The organism is Sphingomonas sp. FG14 (genome assembly GCF_057809675.1).
Window position 1 is genome coordinate 916,486 of the sequence record NZ_JBMDKK010000001.1, and the last position, 17,182, is coordinate 933,667.

The 17,182-nt window shown below is 63.3% G+C and carries 19 protein-coding genes; 9 read left to right on the top strand and 10 right to left on the bottom strand.

What is annotated here, in order from left to right; all coding sequences use genetic code 11:
- Position 1: 1 nt before the first annotated feature.
- Both ACODTA_RS04375 and ACODTA_RS04380 read left to right on the top strand, forming a co-directional pair.
- The gene (locus ACODTA_RS04375) at positions 2–6,466 is read left to right on the top strand and encodes a hypothetical protein (RefSeq protein WP_489064575.1); all 6,465 of its coding nucleotides are present in this window, start codon (positions 2–4) and stop codon (positions 6,464–6,466) included.
- A 34-nt stretch (positions 6,467–6,500) separates the two neighbouring features.
- The gene (locus ACODTA_RS04380) at positions 6,501–7,133 is read left to right on the top strand and encodes a DUF4376 domain-containing protein (RefSeq protein WP_489064576.1); all 633 of its coding nucleotides are present in this window, start codon (positions 6,501–6,503) and stop codon (positions 7,131–7,133) included.
- On the opposite strand, the gene ACODTA_RS04385 is transcribed toward ACODTA_RS04380, so the two are convergent.
- From ACODTA_RS04385 to ACODTA_RS04420, 8 genes are read right to left on the bottom strand one after another with little or no spacing between them, the layout of a single operon-like run.
- Positions 7,123–7,317: a hypothetical protein gene (locus ACODTA_RS04385; RefSeq protein WP_350026520.1), complete on the bottom strand. Its 195-nt coding sequence runs from the start codon at positions 7,315–7,317 to the stop codon at positions 7,123–7,125. The two genes, ACODTA_RS04380 and ACODTA_RS04385, sit on opposite strands and share 11 nt — an antisense overlap.
- Positions 7,317–7,502, bottom strand: a complete 186-nt coding sequence (locus ACODTA_RS04390) for a hypothetical protein (protein WP_350026521.1) — start codon at positions 7,500–7,502, stop codon at positions 7,317–7,319. Before ACODTA_RS04390 ends, ACODTA_RS04385 begins: the two co-directional genes overlap by 1 nt.
- Positions 7,503–7,560: 58 nt before the next feature.
- Positions 7,561–7,761: a hypothetical protein gene (locus ACODTA_RS04395; RefSeq protein WP_489064577.1), complete on the bottom strand. Its 201-nt coding sequence runs from the start codon at positions 7,759–7,761 to the stop codon at positions 7,561–7,563.
- 17 nt (positions 7,762–7,778) lie between these two features.
- Positions 7,779–8,159, bottom strand: a complete 381-nt coding sequence (locus ACODTA_RS04400; RefSeq protein ID WP_489064578.1) for a hypothetical protein — start codon at positions 8,157–8,159, stop codon at positions 7,779–7,781.
- 26 nt (positions 8,160–8,185) lie between these two features.
- Entirely contained in the window at positions 8,186–8,524 is a 339-nt protein-coding gene (locus tag ACODTA_RS04405; RefSeq protein ID WP_489064579.1) for a hypothetical protein, read from the bottom strand.
- A gap of 40 nt (positions 8,525–8,564) precedes the next feature.
- Positions 8,565–8,801: a hypothetical protein gene (locus ACODTA_RS04410; protein WP_489064580.1), complete on the bottom strand. Its 237-nt coding sequence runs from the start codon at positions 8,799–8,801 to the stop codon at positions 8,565–8,567.
- Positions 8,798–10,615 carry a recombinase family protein gene (locus ACODTA_RS04415; protein ID WP_489064581.1) on the bottom strand — a complete coding sequence of 606 codons (1,818 nt, stop codon included), beginning with the start codon at positions 10,613–10,615 and terminating at the stop codon, positions 8,798–8,800. The genes ACODTA_RS04410 and ACODTA_RS04415 overlap by 4 nt, the downstream gene beginning before the upstream one ends.
- Positions 10,616–10,650: 35 nt before the next feature.
- Positions 10,651–12,081, bottom strand: coding sequence for a YifB family Mg chelatase-like AAA ATPase (locus ACODTA_RS04420; protein WP_489064582.1), 1,431 nt, complete (start codon positions 12,079–12,081; stop codon positions 10,651–10,653).
- A 110-nt stretch (positions 12,082–12,191) separates the two neighbouring features.
- Here ACODTA_RS04420 and ACODTA_RS04425 point away from each other — a divergent pair, with 110 nt between their 5' ends.
- From ACODTA_RS04425 to mtgA, 7 genes are all read left to right on the top strand, one after another.
- Complete coding sequence (locus tag ACODTA_RS04425) at positions 12,192–12,500, top strand: hypothetical protein (RefSeq protein ID WP_489064583.1); 309 nt, start codon at positions 12,192–12,194, stop codon at positions 12,498–12,500.
- A gap of 89 nt (positions 12,501–12,589) precedes the next feature.
- On the top strand, positions 12,590–12,724 hold the full coding sequence (rpmH, locus tag ACODTA_RS04430; protein WP_489064584.1) for a 50S ribosomal protein L34: 135 nt from the start codon (positions 12,590–12,592) through the stop codon (positions 12,722–12,724).
- Positions 12,725–12,744: 20 nt separating this feature from the next.
- Positions 12,745–13,062 carry a ribonuclease P protein component gene (gene rnpA, locus ACODTA_RS04435; protein ID WP_489064585.1) on the top strand — a complete coding sequence of 106 codons (318 nt, stop codon included), beginning with the start codon at positions 12,745–12,747 and terminating at the stop codon, positions 13,060–13,062.
- Entirely contained in the window at positions 13,059–13,271 is a 213-nt protein-coding gene (yidD, locus tag ACODTA_RS04440) for a membrane protein insertion efficiency factor YidD (protein ID WP_489064586.1), read from the top strand. The genes rnpA and yidD overlap by 4 nt, the downstream gene beginning before the upstream one ends.
- Positions 13,272–13,304: 33 nt before the next feature.
- On the top strand, positions 13,305–15,014 hold the full coding sequence (gene yidC / locus ACODTA_RS04445; RefSeq protein ID WP_489064587.1) for a membrane protein insertase YidC: 1,710 nt from the start codon (positions 13,305–13,307) through the stop codon (positions 15,012–15,014).
- Between the two features lie 13 nt (positions 15,015–15,027).
- Positions 15,028–15,669, top strand: a complete 642-nt coding sequence (yihA, locus tag ACODTA_RS04450; protein WP_489064588.1) for a ribosome biogenesis GTP-binding protein YihA/YsxC — start codon at positions 15,028–15,030, stop codon at positions 15,667–15,669.
- Between the two features lie 64 nt (positions 15,670–15,733).
- Positions 15,734–16,441: a monofunctional biosynthetic peptidoglycan transglycosylase gene (gene mtgA, locus ACODTA_RS04455; protein ID WP_489064589.1), complete on the top strand. Its 708-nt coding sequence runs from the start codon at positions 15,734–15,736 to the stop codon at positions 16,439–16,441.
- A gap of 12 nt (positions 16,442–16,453) precedes the next feature.
- Here the strand turns inward: mtgA and ACODTA_RS04460 are convergent, their stop codons facing one another.
- A complete protein-coding gene (locus tag ACODTA_RS04460; RefSeq protein ID WP_489064590.1) occupies positions 16,454–16,759 on the bottom strand; it encodes a hypothetical protein in 306 nt (101 codons plus the stop codon).
- A gap of 79 nt (positions 16,760–16,838) precedes the next feature.
- Complete coding sequence (locus ACODTA_RS04465; RefSeq protein WP_222988239.1) at positions 16,839–17,162, bottom strand: YbaB/EbfC family nucleoid-associated protein; 324 nt, start codon at positions 17,160–17,162, stop codon at positions 16,839–16,841.
- Positions 17,163–17,182 lie beyond the last annotated feature (20 nt).

A 17,182-nucleotide genomic window follows, 5' to 3' on the forward strand; every position in this document is an offset into this window, starting at 1 on the left:
CATGCCGATGGTCCTCCCCGTCGTTGCCGCAGCGTTCATCGCCGCAGGCACCATCGCCACCGCTGTCGGCCTGACCGCTGTCGCTGTCACGATCGCGGGCGTCGCCATCACTTGGGCGGCTGCTGCGACGATTATCGGCGTCGTCCTGCTCGCCGCTTCCGTGCTCATGATGAAAACGCCCAAGGTGGCGTCGGCTGCGAACCAGCTTGATCTAAAACTCGATCCACAAGCCCCGGTGCCGATCGCCTTCGGTCGCACCGCGACGGGCGGCTACATGGTTCATCGCGAAAGCGGCGGCTCGAAGAACAAGTATCTCTGGCTCACCACCGTGCTGTCGGCCGGTGGCCCTATCGCTGGCATCGAGCGCGTCTACGGCTCGGATTACCTGCTTCAGTTTTCAGGCAACCCGCAGGCGCAGGTTGCGACCGTCAGCAGCGTCCTGCCCTACACCAAGAAGCTCTACCAGAGCGGGAAACTCCAGTTCCGCCACCTCCTCGGCAACACCCCCGAGATGGCCGTCAGCGCGGCTATGCCGGGTATTCCGTCCGGGCTTGGTGCTATGTCGGGTCTGGCGACCTCGACCTTGCGTGCCGAATACGACACGGACAACTTCCCCTCTGGCCTGCCCAAGCTCCTGTGGGTCGTGCAGGGCGTCAAGCTCTACGACCCCCGCAAGGACTCCACCTATCCGGGCGGCAATGGCTCGCACCGCCTCGATGCGGCTTCGACGTGGGAGTATTCCGAGAACCCGTATCTCGCCGCGCTCCACTGGGCGCTCGGCAAATGGGAGAACGGCAAGAAGGTCTACGGCATTGGTGCCAAGTGGCAGGAGGTCGATGTTGCGGCCTTTGTGCAGGGCGCGAATGTCGCGGACGCGAACGGCTGGAAGGTCGGCGGCGTCGTCACGACCGCCGACGACAAGTTCGCTGTTCTCACCACGATCCTGCAATCGGGCGGCGGCGTTCCGATCGCGCGTGGCGCGCAGATCAGCGTGCTGGTCAATGCCCCCCTGACCACGGTTGCCACGATCACCCACGAGGATGTGATCGGTGATCTGGAAATCCTGAACACGAACGCATGGCGCGACCGGCACAACACCGTCGTGCCCTCGTATCGCGAGGAGACGCAGTTCTGGAACATGATCGAGGGCGAACGTGTCTCGGCTCCGATCTACGTCGAGGAAGATGCCAATCAGGCCAAGTCGTTCGAGATCGAATACTCGATGGTTCAGCAGGCTGCGCAGGCTCACCAGCTTGCCACCTACGAACTGGTCAACAGCCGCGAGTTCCTGACCTTCACAGTGGCCGTGAAGCCGCGCCTGCTCAACGTGCGCGTTGGCGAGGCGGTCGTCGTCACGATCCCGGAAGTCGGCGCGAACCAGAAGTGCCTCGTCGTCAACCGTGAGTTCAATCCCGCCGACCTCACCGTTACGCTCACGCTCAAGAGCGAGACGGACGCCAAGCATGCCTTCGCGCTCGGTCAGTCGCAGGAAGCGCCGCCGTCCCCTTCGCTAAACGGTTATGATCCGACCAATCCGCCGCCTCCGGGCGAGACGGCGTGGGCGATCACCGGCACCGCAATCTCGGCAAACGGACACACCATTCCCATCCTGCTGATCGACGGTGAGAACGACGATCCCTACACCTCGGTGATCATCGTGGAATACCGACCGCTCGGCCAGACCAACTGGTTCGCGGCGGGCGAATATCCCAAGAGCACCCAGCACATCGAGATTGCCTCGGTTACCTCGGGGACCGCCTACGAAGTCGCGATCAGCTACCGCACAGTCAAAAACGCCGTCTCCGATCGCCTGATCCTCGGGCCGGTTACGGCTGGCGAGCTTGTGATCGATTGGGAGAACATCGGCGGCAAGCCGACGCTCATCACCAACACGGGTCCGTGGCAGGTTGGCTATGCCTACAAGGTCAACGACCTGTTCCAGTTCGGCAACGACACATACATCGTCATCGCGGATCACACCGCCAGCGCGGACAATCCGCCGCCGAACGAGTTTGTCGCGGTGTTCGCTGGTGGCGGCTCTGCGTCGATCACCGGCTACCTGACCAACGAAGCGCACCTCATCGCCTCCAACGCGAATGGCGATGTATCGTCTGGCGATTTGGCGGCGGCTGGTGGCCGCTTCATGGTCCAGCACGGCCTCGACGACGTGACCGGGCAGGCCACTTTCTCCGTGTTCTCCGCTACCGCCGGTCTGTCGATCAGCATCGATGCACAGGGCAACTATGTCGTGTCTGCGCTCTCCGCCGACACCGGCAAGGCCATCCTGCGTGCCGAGTATCAGGGCTTCGTTACCGAGCGCACCTTCACTATCGCGAAGGTCAAGGACGGCCGACTGATCCAACTTTCCGTGAACCACCAGACCTTCACCTTCGACGGTGCTGGACTTCCATCCCCGGTTTCGCAGATCGCGACCTTCACGGCTCGTAAGACTGGCACCGCGAGCGCCACCGTCTGGACGGTCAAGGATGCAGGCGGCGTCAACAAGGCGCCTGTGTCGAGCTACCTGACCGTCAGCGGCGATACCGCGACGATGGACCTTGCGCAGTTTGGTCTGGCGCGTGGATCGTCGAACGGCGTGATCATCACAGCCAGCGTCACCGACGCCACCACGATCTCGGACAGCGTGAGCCTGATCCGGGTGAAGGACGGTAAGGACGGCACGAGCCCGTTGACCGCCTATCTCACGAATGAGGCACACACGATCGCCGCGAACGACGATGGCACACTGGTCGGCAACCTCGCCGAGGCGGGCGGTCAGATGCGCGTGTTCAACGGCTCTGCCGATATCACCAGCCAGTGCCAGTTTCAGGTCGAGAGCGAAGTCGGCGTTGACGTGTCGATCGGCACCAACGGCGCATATGTTGTGCTCGGCATGTCGGCTGACGGCGGCAAGGCCGTGTTTTCGGCGCAGTATCAGGATTTCGAGATCACCAAGGAGTTCTCGATCTCCAAGTCGAAGGGCGGCAAGAACGCGCGGCTCCTGTTCATCACGTCCGACCGGCAGACGATCTCCTATCTTGGCGACGGCTCGCTTGACGATGACCCCCAGCTAATCACGTTCCGCGCCTACAAGCAGAACACGACCGCGACGGTGAACTGGTCGGCAACGACCATGACCGGTGGCCCGGTCTCTGCGTCGGCTCTGTCCGGGACTTCCGGCGATAGCGTCACCATGACCGGCGAGCAGTTCGAGGCGGCGCGTCAGGGCACCAAGGGCGTGATCGTCAAGGGCACGATCACCGATGGAGGCCAGACGATCTCCGACACCATCTCCGTGATCATGGTCATGGACGGCGTTCGCGGTCAGGATGGCAAGGACGGCCAGCCCGGTGCCCCCGGCGCTCCAGCACCGCATGCCAAGTTTCAGTTCAGTGTCGATGGCTCGACCAACTGGCACGATACCGTCGTTCCCGGCGTCGATGTTTTCATGCGCGTTTCCAGCGATGGCGGCGCGACGTGGGGGCCTGCGATGCGCTTCGCAGGTGAGGATGGCGCGGACGGCGACGATGGCGTGAACGCCAAGTGGCTGATGCTTACGACCGATCGTCAGGGCGTCACCTACCAGAACGGCGCGCTGACCCCGAACCCGGCCTCACAGGACATTCACTTCACGGTGCAGCGCCAGAACACGAACACGGCATTGACGTGGACCGTTCGCAACATGGCAGGCGTCTCTGTGGCGAACCCGATGGCGATCGTCGGCGGTGCGGCCACCATGACGGCTGCGCAGTTCGACACCGCGCGCGGTGGCACCGAAGGTGTGATCGTCGAAGTCAGCACGACCGACGGCGGACAGACGCTCTCGGACTCGATCTCGATCTACCGCATCACCAGCGGCACCACGTCGTTCGTCCTCCAGACTGACACGCAGAGCACCACGAATGTCGGCGTCAACTCGGCTATCCGCTTCTCGGGCACTGGCTGGGATACGGCGACCGTCTACACCAAGGAGGCGTTTACCGGATCGCTGCGCATCGGGTTCTCGATCCCGGTGGTGTCGAGCCAGTGGACCATCGGCTTCCATCGCCCTGACCTTGCCAACATCACCTACCAGAACATCAGCTATCGCATGGAGGGTATCGGCGATGGTGCGGTGGCGTGCATCGTCCGCAACGCGGAGAAGGCCCGCTTCAACAACCTGCTGGCGACCGATCGTCTGGAAGTCGTGCTTCAGGATGGCGTGGCGAAGTTCCTGCGCAACGGCACGGTGGTCTATACCGAGCGCATGATCGAAGCGCCTGCGCTGACGTGGCGCATGCGTTTGTCGCTGAACAGCAACGGCGCGATCATCCGCGATATCGCCTTCGGCTCGCTACAGACGCCCGGTCTCATCGGCTACCTGTCGAACGAAGCCCATACGGTCGCGGCCGATAGCGCTGGCGTGGTGTCGAACTACAACGGCGCAGGCGGCACCTTCCGCGTCTATCAGGGCTCGCAGGAGCTTACCGCCACCGGCATGATCACCTTTGCCACGGTCAGCACTTCGAACGTCACGGCGTCGATCGCGGCAACCGGCGTCTACACCATTTCGAACCTGACCGCCGATAGCGGCACGGTGACCTTCCGTGCGTCGATCTCCGGCGCGGGATCGGCCTACGCCGAGGTCACCCGCATCTACACGATTTCGAAGTCGAAGGCGGGCAAGAACGGCAACCGTTCGCAGTATGTGTTCATCCGCTCCGCCGCGCAGCCGACCAAGCCTTCGGGCAACGGTGTCCCCGCTGGGTGGTTTGATGGCCCGCCTGTCAGCGACGGCAACCCTGTCTGGACTTCCGTCGCAACGCAGGACTCGACCGGCGTCACGCTGAACAGCACTGGCGTCGCTGATCCGGCCGCATGGTCTGTCCCGGTGAAGATGGAAGGCGTGGATGGCGTCGATGGTTCGGACGGCACGAGCGGTTCCTACACCGACCTCAAGTTCCGTCGCGATCTGATCTACCCGGACACGCCCCCGAAAATCAAAGACACCGCTGGCTTCGGTGGTCCGCAGCCTGTCGGTTGGTCTGATGCGCCTCCGGGCGGGGCGAATACGCTCTACGTTATCCGCGCTACCAAGGCGTTCGACGGTTCGATGATCACTGGATGGTCGAGCCCTGTTGCCATGAACCCGCAGGTAAACCGTGGCGGCTGGGCCGTGGGTCAAGTCTACAAGGTCTACGATGTCGTTTTCTATAACGGCGGGCAATACATGGCGACCGTCAACCACACGGCGGTTAACGAGAACCGGCCGAGCGGCACGGCGAATGCCAACTCGTTCTGGGATGTGCTCTCGGCTCCGGGTGGCACTGGCAACAATGCGACCCCGCCGCCGAGCCTCAACACAGTCATCACCATCCCGGGTGGCGAGGGCATGGTGAACCTGCGCTCGCTGGCTGACGCCCTTGGCTACACGGGTCAGCAGGACGCCGACCTGCGTTTCCGGGTAAACCCTGCTGCGCAGAATGTGCGCTACGGCATGCGCGGCGAGGAAGGTCAGCCCGGAGGCATCGCGATCGATACCGGCGTGTGGCCGACCAACTGGAGCACCAAGCTCACCCTCGAAATCAACGGCGTAGTCTACGGCGGCGGCGGCGGCGGCGGTAAGGGCGGCTCCTATGGTGCGGGTCAGGATGGCGGTGCGGGCGGCGACTGCATTGTCATGCGGCATGATCTCTACCTGACCGGCACGAAATCGGGCATTGGTCGCATCTATGCTGGCATGGGCGGCGGCGGTGGCGGCGGCGCTGGCTTCATCAAGGAGGGCCAGAACGTCCGCGACCTGACCGGCTACTGGAACCCCCAAACGGGTTCTCCGGGGCCGACCGACGCACCGGGCTGGATGGAATCTGATGATCCCCGTCGTGTGTTCGCAGCCAGCGGCAACTACTACATCGGCGGTGGCGGTGGTGGCGGTGGTGCGCCCAATGGTCGAGGGGGCTCTGGCGGTGACGGCGTTCAGCCTAACGGCCAGCGCGCCAACGGCGAGATGGGCACTGAAGGTGCGACCGCTTACAACACGGGCCAGATTCCGCTTCGTGGTTTGGCTGGTGGCGCATTCACTCGCGACAAGCGTTTCGACAGTATCCCGGATAACCGCCCGCCACCGGGAGGATTTTACCTGCGTGGTTGGAATGTTTGGCAGCTTGTCGGCGCTCCGAACGAGAACCAGCACTATGGACCGTCTGTTCTCAACGATGGTCAGGGCGTCGGTGGTTCTGGCGGACACGGGCAGGACTCAAATACGGGTTACCCGGCGCAGCCCGGTGACTCGGCCGCTTATGCCGCTGGTGCTGGTGGTCGCGAGGGTTTCGCCATTCGTCGCAACGGTTTCAAGCTGATGCTGGATATCGGCACGCCGAGCACCGAGCAGTATATCGAGATCAAGACTGCTGACGGCAGCGTCTACGATCAGGCGCTGATCGGCGGCGGCACCCCGCGCGTCAACATCTACGGCAATATCCGGTAAATAGGGTATGCTAGATTTTGACACCGCATGGTTTTTGGAAGTCGGGACCGAACTGCTCGTGTTCGGTCCCCACGACCTTTCCGGCACTCTGACCGACAAGCAGGTAATCGACGGCACCCGCGAACTGTGGATTACCACTGCCGGTTCAGAGTTCGTCGTCGGTAGCGAGACGTTTCAAACCGAGGGCGTGACGTGGCGGGTGAAAGAGGGCGACCCCTACACCTTCCGCCTAGCAGACGCCGTGTTGCAGAACGCCGCCGAGGATAAGTGGGCAGAGATCAAGGCGCGGCGCGATGTGGTCGAGTATGCGGGCTGTATGACCCCGATGGGCCGGGTTCAGACCGATCTCGCCAGTCAGTCACGCATCACGTCCACCAAGGCGTTCGCCGATCTTGGCAACGCCTATTGGTCCACGGGCTGGACGATGGAGAACAACACCGTCGTGCGGCACAACCGGGACGAGTTCTTCGCGCTGGTAAAGGCGGTGGGCCTGCACATCGCAGATACCCACTCGCGATCACAGAGCCTTCGCGAGTTCGTGTTCTCGCGCTCGACCGTGGAGGCCATTGAGGCGATCGACGTGGTGGCGCTGTGGGACGGGCTGGCTCTGACGGACAGCGAGGACGATTTCATTCTCGATCACACCGGGGCGCAGATCACCGCGTAAGAAGCGTGAGCAGGAGATTGCCTTGGCCGATCCACCGGCCGTTAGCGTCCTGCGTCACGTTGCTGTCGCTGTCATATTGTCCGAGACGCTTGCCGCCCATCGTCCAGAGATAGACGATGTGGCGACCGTTCCGGGTGAAGTAGGCGATGGGTTCGCCGCGCTGATTGCGCACATACTCGCGCATCAGAGCAGGGTCATAAGCAGCTTGCCGTTGCCAACCAGCTTACCCTTGGCATCGCGAGTCTTGTTCTCGAACGCATGATAGACGCCGAGCAGTTCACCGCGCGCGTTGCGCAGCTTCACGTCATTACCCGACTGCTCGGTGTAGCCGATGAGAGTGCCCCGACCGTCGCGAAGATTGGCGCGCATAAGACTTTCTCCTTCATCGTGGCTGATGAAGTCTGTCTAGTCAGATTGGTCAGTTTGGTCAAACTTTATCGTAGTTAACATACGATTCCGGTCGAAGCCACTTGTTTGCGCGCACCCGGCGATCGTGCTTGATCAGGTGCTCGACCCTCGGGGCACGCAAGAATGTCTCGAAGGCGTCGAGATCACCCGTGGCGTAGATGCGCATCGCGTCGCGAACCTTGCGCATGGTGAACTGGTCGGCGAGCAGCGCCTTCTCCATGCGGCGCTCACGAGGGCTCATTGGTTGTCCAGCCAGAGCATGAACTGGTCGGCGGTCATCGGCTGGCCCTCCACCACTTCAACGATCGGACATTCCAGCGACTGCTCACGCACGAAGCGGTCGAGGGGCTCGAACACGTCTCGGATCAGGGTCTCGCGCGTGGGACAGGGAGGAAGCCGATCGTGATAGATCACGGAGCCCGAGATCAGCACGATCTCGCAAGGGTCGATCTGGCCCTCTGCGTCGAACGCTCCGTCCATGAGCTTTACATCGAGGCCCCCGTTCAGGTCGCAGACGATGTAAGGGTTCCGGTTCCACGACCAGAACTCCCACAGGAGGTCGTGCTTGAACTCGGGCTGGTAGAACAGCGATCCGCGACCGCGACGATATGCAGCCATGCGGCTGCGCCACCGGCCACCGGGCGTCAAACGGCGCGAGCCTTGGCGTAGTAGGCTTCAACTTCCGGCGTAGGGTTATCGACGAGCGCGTAGCGGACGGGCTCAAGGTGTCCGACACGGCGCAGCAGCCCGTCCTCCACCATCCTGCTCACGAGGTAATAGGCACGCGACTTGTCCTTGGTGCTGCCGATATCGGCAAACTCCTTGACCTCCATCCCCTTCTCGGGCGCGCTATCCAGCGTCTTGATCATCATGGCGACGGCCTCCGTCATGCGGGTGCGAACTCTCGACCCCTGACCGCGCAGGCGCGCGACCTCGGCTTCAAGCTCTGCAATCCGGGCTTTGAGGGCGGCAACGTCGTCCATGCCGCCCCATTATTTCATCTGGTCAGACTGGTCAACTTGGTCAGACTGACTTGTGGTCTGGGAAGCGGATGCGGAAAAGCGGATCAGCATCGATCGCGTCCGTCGTATCTTCGACGCCTTGCTCCCGCCGCCAGATCACTCTCTGCCACGAGCGCGCTTCCGCCTTTTCGGCTTCAAGCTGCCGCTCCAAGTCCGCAATGCGGTCCTGCGCGCTTCGCAGCTTCTGCAACGCTCCTTCGAGGGAAATCGGCCTCTTACGCCTGACGGGAACGCTCATAGTGCCCTCCTGCGGCGATAGCCCGCCATGGCTTCGGCCTGATCGCTGTTGAGCGTTTCGTCGTCCACCAGCTTGCCCGGTTCGCTGATCGAGTGATTGCCATGCTCATCGACAGCGAGCGTGCCACCTTCGTAGACGCGAACCTTGCCGATGCGGCCATGCTCGTCGAACGCCTCGGGAAACTTCTCGCGGAAGTCCCAATCCTCGATCACCTTGCCATCGTTGATGACGAACATTCGCTCGTTGTCCCCGAGCAGCACCGCGACATTCCCGGTGCGGGCGGCGAACTTGATCTCCTTCACGAGGCTGGCGAGCGCCGTCTTGACCAGCATCCGCGCCTCGTATCGCTCTTGCGGATCATCGCTCTCCATGCGGCTGCGGACCTCGCTGACGCGAATGATATGCTCCTGCGGGGACACCTTGCCCTGTGCGTCCGCCAGTGCCTGCTGCGCCTCTGCAAGCTCCGCCTTGGTGGCAACGATATCGGCACGGATCGAGTCGTATTCCTCCGCCGCGAGTTCGTCGTCAGCGCGCACCAGCTTGAGGACGCGCTTACCCTCGGTGTTGAGGTTCGTGAGCTTGCGCTGAAGGCGGAACACTTCGCCTTCGAGCTTGAGGCTCTCGCCTTCGTTGGAGAAGTGCTGGTCGTCGATCGCGAGCGTCAGCAGCTTGTCAATGATCGCCTGCTCGATCGGACGGTAGGGCCAACCGCGCGCGTTGTCGCAATCCTTGCCGTGGCTCATTTTGTTGGCGGAGCAGTAGAGGAAGTAGTGTTGGCTCGTGGAGCCGTCCTTGTTCACGCGCATGCGGCTCGACCCGAGCGCCGAGATCGCACCACCACACGCCCCGCACCGGCTGATCCGGCCGATGAGGTTGCTGACTGCGCGACCGCGACCCTGATAGCGCAACTGTTCGGTGTGCCGCCGCTGGTTCGCCCGGTTGAACACGTCCTCGTCGATAACGGCCGGGTAGACCTTCACCGGGGAGCCGATCGGCACGCGCTTGGTCGCGCCACGCGGGAAGCGGCTGTATTGCAGATAACCAATCACCGCTTCGTCCTGAACGATGCGGGCGATCGCCGAGGGGGTCCACTGCGTCGGGGCGCGCTTGGTCGAGGTCCACACGCGATAGCGCTCGTCGCCTCCCGCTGCCCGCTCGTTGAACAGCTTGGCGATACCCGACTTCCCCCACCCCGCGATGCGGAGGTCGAACATTTCGCGGATCACCGCCACGCGATCGGGGATCGGGTCATACTCCTTGGTCGCGGCATTCCATTCGAGCCACTTTCGGGCACGATGGCGAGACAGGACTTCCCCGCCCTTCGCTGCCTTGCGCCGCTTTTCCCACGACGCCTCGCCACGATCCCGCTGCTTGCGCGAGAAATCGTGGGCGGAGAACGCCCCGGACATGAGGTTCACGAACGCACCGAAGTCGCGATCCATCGCATCGCCGGTCAGCACCTGCGAGGTCTTGGCGACATGGATCGTCAGGCCCTTGCGCAGAAGCGGCATGATCCACGTCACCATCTCACCCGGAGGGCGGCGCGAGAGACGGTCGAGTTCTTCGATGAGCAGGATCGTCTCGCGAGGGTCAAACGCCCCGGCATCGAGCCGCTTGGCAAACTTGCCCAACTCGCCCTTGGTCAGGTTCTCGCCGGAGAAAGCCGACCGGCCGCGATCGATCAGCGTTTCGTCGATCATCCAACCCATGCGCTTGGCATAGGCGTCAGTCTCGCCGCGCTGCCGATCCTCGGACGAACGGTCGCTGTTGCCCTGTTCGAGGCTCGACCAGCGGATGTAGCGAATCACCTGCATGGACAAACCCTTACGACCACCGCGCGATGAAAAGGTTAGCGTGCTCGATGCTCGCGAACTCGACAGTCACGGTCGAGAGCAGCCAGTTGTTCGGAAGGGTGTCGTCGTAGAACGCCATCTCGCCCGTCGATTGGTAGCGCATGGGCGAAATGTTGATGCGCATCCGGTTCTCGGCGAGCCAGTCGCCCATGCCGATCTCGTCGCGACCACCACCCACGGCGAGGAATGCCAGCGTCTGCGCGATGACCGGGTGGGTGTCCTCGTTGATGATGACTTGCGGTGCGGTGAAAAGGTTCATGAGCAGGCTCCGACTTGAAAGCGTGCTCATTCCTATCGAGCATCGGCCCCGAAACCTTTGCCTGATAATCGGCGGCGCAACGCGGCGCACGCGCGCAGGCCAGCGCCGGATCGCCGAGATGGCCGCAGCGGCAGGGATTCATCGCGGCGACGAGCTGGACGCGGGCGGGGAAAGTGACATGCGCATTGGCGCGCGCCACCGTCACCGTGCCCGTTTCCAGCGGCTGACGCAGCGAATCGAGCACCGCGCGCTGGAATTCGGGCAATTCATCGAGAAACAGCACGCCGAGATGCGCGAGGCTGACCTCGCCCGGCCGCACCTTCAGTCCACCACCGGTAAGCGCGGCCATCGAGGCGCTGTGATGCGGACTGCGAAAGGGACGCGCGCGTACCAGCCGGCCATCGGTGAGTTCGCCGGCGACCGACGCAACCATCGAGACCTCCAGCGCCTCCACCGGCGTCAGATCGGGCAGGATTCCCGGCAAGCACGCAGCCATCAGCGACTTGCCCGCACCCGGCGGGCCGATCATCAACAGATTATGTCCGCCCGCCGCCGCGATCTCGAGCGCACGTTTCGCCGTTTCCTGCCCCTTCACCTGACGCAGATCCGGCCCCGAACGTGCATCTGAGACCACGCCAGGCTCGGGCGGCGGCAACGCGCGGCTCCCCTTGAAATGATTGAGCAGCGACAGAAGATCGGGCGCGGCGATCACTTCCACCTCTCCCGCCCAGGCCGCCTCCGGCCCCTGCGCGGCGGGGCAGACCAGTCCCAGGCCGCGCTCGGCCGCGTGAAGCGCGGCGAGCAGAACGCCCGAGGAATTCGCAACGCGGCCATCGAGCCCCAGTTCGCCGACCACCAGATAAGATGACAGCGTCTCGGCATCGATCACGCCCATCGCGCCGAGCAGCGCCAGCGCGATGGGCAGATCGTAGTGCGATCCTTCCTTGGGGAGATCGGCGGGCGATAGATTGACGGTGATGCGCTTGGGCGGCAACGCTAGGCCGATCGCGGCGATGGCAGCGCGCACACGTTCGCGGCTTTCGGCGACCGCCTTGTCGGGCAGCCCGACGACGATGAAGGCCGGCACGCCCGCCGCCACCTGAACCTGCGTCTCGACGCTGCGCGCCTCCAGCCCCAGATAGGCCACGGTCGAAACGATCGAGACCACGAACACCCCCCTTTTGTTCCGTTTCTTCTACGGCCTAATGCTCGTGAGTCGAGACGAAATATCGTGCAGGTGTCTTGCACCCCTAGAACAGCGCCCCCACATCGCTTGCCATGACGTTGAGACACCGGATCAGGCTGTTCATGGCCAGCGAACCGATGCGCTGGACGATGCTCGGCATCGGCTGGCTGTTCATCGCCGTCACACCTCTGGTCGGACCTATTCCCGGCCCCGGCGGCGTCGTCACCTTCGCGATCGGCGCTGGACTGGTGCTCAAGAATTCACGCTGGGCGAAGCGCCGCTATGTTCGCTTCAAACAACGGCATCCCAAATGGGGAAGCTGGTCCGACTGGAGCCTGAGGCGTGAGAGCGCGAAGCGGCGCGAGGCGATCGCGCGGGACACGTCGAGCGAGAGTGATTGACTTGAGAGACGCTTTTGCCTATCGGCCCCGCAACAGCGGCCGCTCGCAGAGGCGGCCCTTTTCCGTTTTGACGAATGAGGACATGAGCGATGAAGCGCACCTTTCAGCCGAGCAATCTCGTGCGCGCGCGCCGGCACGGCTTCCGGTCGCGGATGGCGACCCCGGGCGGGCGCAATGTGATCCGCGCGCGCCGCGCACGCGGCCGCAAGTCGCTGTCGGCCTGAATCCACCCAGCTTCGGCATATTGGGTCGCCGCGCGGACTTTCTCGCGGCGAATTCGGGTAAGCGCGTGGCAATGCCGGGCTTCGTCCTGCTGGTGAAAGATCGGCAAGACGGTGATCCGGCGATGCGGATCGGTTTCACCGTTACCAAGAAGATCGGCGGCGCTGTCGTCCGGAACCGGATAAAGCGCCGTTTTCGTGCGCTCGCACGCGAAATGCTGCCTGAGCGCGGCATCGCCGGCGCCGATCATGTGCTGATCGGCCGCGCCGGCGGCGTGGAGCGCGATTTTTCCGCGCTGCGCCAGGAACTGGGCAAGGCGCTGGACCGTGCCGCGCGATGATCGCGAAGCTTCTGATCGGCGTCGCCAGACTGTGGCAGATCGGCCCTTCGCGCATCCTGCCGCCCAGTTGCCGCTACTCGCCATCCTGTTCGGCCTATGCAATCACCGCACTGGGGCGCTATGGAGCGCTCAAGGGAGGCTGGCTTTCCGCCAGACGGCTCGCCCGTTGCCATCCCTGGGGCGGCTCCGGCCACGATCCGGTTCCTTGATCCGGCTGTTTCCATGACCTTGGGGGAAGACACTTGACCGATAACCGCAACATGATCCTCGCGATCGTGCTGTCGCTGGCGGTACTGCTCGGCTGGAGCGCGCTTTCGAGCCATTTCTTCCCGACCGCGAATCCGCCGGCGACCAAGACCGTCGACGGCAAGCAGGTGCCCGTCGCCAATCCGACGGCCAGCCCCGCCTCCAACGCGCCCAAGGCGTTGCGCGAACGCGCCCTTGTGCTGGCGGAGTCGCCACGCGTCCGCATTGACACGCCCGCGCTCAAGGGTTCGATCAACCTGAAGGGCGCGCGCGTCGACGATTTGACGCTGACGCGCTTCAACGAAACGATCGCCAAGGATTCGCCGCCGATCCGCCTGCTCTCGCCCGGCGGCGCGAAGGACAGCCAATATGCCGGATTCGGCTGGACCGGCCAGAACATCGCGCTTCCGACCGGCGACACGGTCTGGACGCCGAGCGCTTCGGCGCTGACCCCTGCCACGCCCGTCACGCTTTCATGGGACAATGGCCAGGGCCAGCGCTTCCAGATCACCTATCGCGTCGATCCGGACTATATGTTCACCGTCGAACAGTCGGTCGCCAACACCGCCGGCGGCGCGATCGCCGTCCAGCCCTATGGTTTCATCAGCCGCGACGGCGTCTCCAAGGATCCCGATAGCTGGACGATCCACACCGGCCCGATCGGCGTGTTCAACAAGCTGGTCGATTACGACATCAATTTCTCGACCGTCGACGAGGCGGGCAATGCCGGCGTTGCGCGCAGTTCGACCGGCGGCTGGATGGGTTTCACCGACAAATATTGGCTGACCGCGCTGATTCCCGATCAAGCGGCGACGCTCCAGGCCTATTTCCGCGTCGGCGCCGATCGCCATTACCAGGCCGATTTCACGCTGCCCGCCACCGTCGTCCAGCCCGGCAAGGCGGTGCGTACCACCGCCAGGCTCTTCTCCGGCGCCAAGGAGGTGAATCACCTCGATCGCTATGAGGACACGCTCGGCATCCCCAATTTCGGCAAGGCGATCGACTGGGGCTGGTTCGAAGTGTTCGAAAAGCCGATTTTCAAGCTGCTCGACTTCCTGTTCAAGCTGTTCGGCAATTTCGGTGTCGCGATCATCGGCCTGACAGTGATCATCCGCGGCCTGATGTTCCCGATCGCGCAGAAGCAGTTCAAGTCGATGGCCGGCATGCGCGCCGTTCAGCCCAAGATGAAGGCGCTGCAGGAACGCTGGAAGGACGACAAGCAGAAGCTGCAGGCGGAAATGCTGAACCTGTACAAGCAGGAAAAGGTGAATCCGCTGGCCGGCTGCCTGCCGATCCTGCTGCAGATTCCGATCTTCTACGCGCTCTACAAGGTGCTTCTGCTCACCATCGAAATGCGTCACCAGCCCTTCGTGCTGTGGATCAAGGATTTGTCGGCGCCCGATCCGCTGACCCCGGTCAACCTGTTCGGTCTGCTCGATTTCACCCCGCCGCATATCATCGCGCTGGGCGTGCTGCCGATCCTGCTCGGCGTTTCGATGTGGCTGCAATTCAAGCTGAACCCGCAGGCGACCGATCCGGTGCAGCAGCAGATGTTCTCGATCATGCCCTGGGTGCTGATGTTCGTGATGGCGCCGTTCGCCGCCGGCCTCCAGCTCTACTGGCTGACCAACAACATCCTCTCGATCGCTCAGCAGAAATGGCTCTACAGCCGCCATCCCTCGCTGAAACAGATCGAGGCGAAGTGAGTTCGCGCCCGTCATGAATGAGATCGATCCGGAAGCGATCGAGGCCGCGCGAAAGATCTTCGCCGGCCCCATCGCCTTCCTGAAATCAGCGCCCGCGCTCAAGTTCCTGCCGAACATGGACGCGCCCGAGATCGCCTTTGCCGGACGTTCGAACGTCGGCAAATCGTCGCTGCTCAACGCGCTGACGGGGCGCAATGCGCTTGCACGCACGTCGAACACGCCAGGTCGCACCCAGGAACTCAATTTCTTCGATATCGGCGATCCGCTGATCTTCCGTCTGGTCGATATGCCCGGTTACGGCTTCGCCAAGGCACCCAAGGACGTCGTCAAACAGTGGCGCTTCCTGATCAACGATTTCCTGCGCGGCCGCGCGGTGCTCAAGCGGACGCTGGTGCTGATCGATTCGCGCCACGGCATCAAGGATGTCGACCGCGACGTCATGAAGATGCTCGACGATGCCGCCGTGAGCTACCGTTTGGTGTTGACCAAGGCCGACAAGATCAAGCCGACCGAACTGGCCGACACGATGTCGCGCACCACCGAGGAAGCCCGCAAGCGCCCCGCCGCGCATCCGGAAATCATCGCGACATCGAGCGAAACCGGGCTGGGAATCCCGGAATTGCGCGCGGCGGTGATCGAGGCGGTGACCGACTGAGGCCGGGTGTCGACCGATGCGCGAACCTCTTCACCATCCCCGCCCCGCTTGCTAACAAATCTCCATGAAAGCCCGATCGCCGAAGACGCGCCCCCTTCCCTATAGAATCGGCTGGTGGATCGGGCGGGCCATAGTCTTCTTCGTTGCAGGTTCGGTACTATGGGTACTGGTCTACAAATTCGTGCCGCCGCCGATCACCGCAACGATGATCGGTGATGTCGTCGCCGGGCGCGGCCTCTCCAAGGACTGGATGAGCCTGTCCGAAATGGATCCGAACATGGCGCGCGCGGCAATCGCCGGGGAAGATGGCAAATTCTGCGCGCATAGCGGCTTCGACCGGGACGCCATCGAGGATGCCATGAAGCGCAACGCCAAGGGCGGGCGCATCCGGGGCGGCTCGACCATCAGCCAGCAGACCGCCAAGAACGCGTTCCTGTGGCAGGGCGGTGGCTATTTCCGCAAGGGCCTGGAAGCATGGTTCACCGTCTTGATCGAAGCGATCTGGGGCAAGAAACGGATCATGGAAGTCTATCTGAACGTCGCGGAAACCGGCATCGGCACCTATGGCGCCAATGCCGGCGCGATGCGCTACTTCCGGCACGACGCCAGCAAGCTGACCCCCGAGGAAGCCGCGCGGATCGCAGCGGTGCTGCCGTTGCCCAAGAAGCGCGAGGCGATCGACCCTTCAGGCTTTACGCGCCGGCACGGCAACCGGCTGGCGCGCTGGATCGGTGTCGTGCGCCGCGACGGGCTGGACAGCTGCCTTAAGTAGCCGCGATCGGGATTATTTCTTTTCGTCGCCGGTCAGCTTGTCCGCCGCCTTTTCGGCCGCGTCGCCGATCTTCTTGGCACTGTCGCCCACCTTGCCCGCCGCTTCGGCGACGGCATCGTCCTTGCGGGTCTCACCCTTGTTCATGTCGAGCATGAAAAAGGCAACCACGGCGATCATCGCGACCACGATGATCCCGATGATCACGCCGCCGCCGCCGCGGCGCTCGACCACGGTCGTGCCCGGCGTGCCGCGCTCGATGATGCGTTCGGTGACATTGCCCGCCGCATCGGTGCGCTCGGTGATTCTCTCTTCGGACATCACAACCTCCTCAAAGCCTCAGGCGAACAAACGCCGCGAGGCTTGAGGACGTTCCGACTGCGTTACGTGAACACGTCGATCAGAACGGCAGCTTGAAGCCCGGCGGCAGCGGCAGGCCGCTCGTCATCTTGCCCATTTCCGCGCTCGATGCGGCATCCGCCTTGGCGCGCGCGTCGTTGAAAGCGGCGGCGACCAGATCCTCCAGCATCTGCTTTTCCGACGGCGCCAGCAGGCTTTCATCGATATCCACGGCGATGATCCGGCCCTTGGCGGTCGCCCGCACCTTGACCATGCCGCCGCCCGACACACCTTCCACCTCGATCGTATCGAGATTGGCCTGCGCCTTTTGCAGCTCGTCCTGGACATTCTTCGCCATGTTCAGGATTTCGTCGAGGGATTTCATGTCTTTACTCCAGTCATACC

Coding starts and splice junctions, on each gene's coding strand:
- ACODTA_RS04425 (WP_489064583.1), top strand. CDS start 12,192: ATGACGTTGAGACACCGGATCAGGCTGTTCATGGCCAGCGAACCGATG.
- ACODTA_RS04395 (WP_489064577.1), bottom strand. CDS start 7,761: ATGGAGAAGGCGCTGCTCGCCGACCAGTTCACCATGCGCAAGGTTCGC.
- ACODTA_RS04400 (WP_489064578.1), bottom strand. CDS start 8,159: ATGGCTGCATATCGTCGCGGTCGCGGATCGCTGTTCTACCAGCCCGAG.
- yidD (WP_489064586.1), top strand. CDS start 13,059: ATGATCGCGAAGCTTCTGATCGGCGTCGCCAGACTGTGGCAGATCGGC.
- ACODTA_RS04385 (WP_350026520.1), bottom strand. CDS start 7,317: ATGCGCGAGTATGTGCGCAATCAGCGCGGCGAACCCATCGCCTACTTC.
- ACODTA_RS04410 (WP_489064580.1), bottom strand. CDS start 8,801: ATGAGCGTTCCCGTCAGGCGTAAGAGGCCGATTTCCCTCGAAGGAGCG.
- mtgA (WP_489064589.1), top strand. CDS start 15,734: ATGAAAGCCCGATCGCCGAAGACGCGCCCCCTTCCCTATAGAATCGGC.
- ACODTA_RS04390 (WP_350026521.1), bottom strand. CDS start 7,502: ATGCGCGCCAATCTTCGCGACGGTCGGGGCACTCTCATCGGCTACACC.
- yihA (WP_489064588.1), top strand. CDS start 15,028: ATGAATGAGATCGATCCGGAAGCGATCGAGGCCGCGCGAAAGATCTTC.
- ACODTA_RS04405 (WP_489064579.1), bottom strand. CDS start 8,524: ATGGACGACGTTGCCGCCCTCAAAGCCCGGATTGCAGAGCTTGAAGCC.
- ACODTA_RS04375 (WP_489064575.1), top strand. CDS start 2: ATGCCGATGGTCCTCCCCGTCGTTGCCGCAGCGTTCATCGCCGCAGGC.
- ACODTA_RS04465 (WP_222988239.1), bottom strand. CDS start 17,162: ATGAAATCCCTCGACGAAATCCTGAACATGGCGAAGAATGTCCAGGAC.
- rpmH (WP_489064584.1), top strand. CDS start 12,590: ATGAAGCGCACCTTTCAGCCGAGCAATCTCGTGCGCGCGCGCCGGCAC.
- ACODTA_RS04415 (WP_489064581.1), bottom strand. CDS start 10,615: ATGCAGGTGATTCGCTACATCCGCTGGTCGAGCCTCGAACAGGGCAAC.
- ACODTA_RS04460 (WP_489064590.1), bottom strand. CDS start 16,759: ATGTCCGAAGAGAGAATCACCGAGCGCACCGATGCGGCGGGCAATGTC.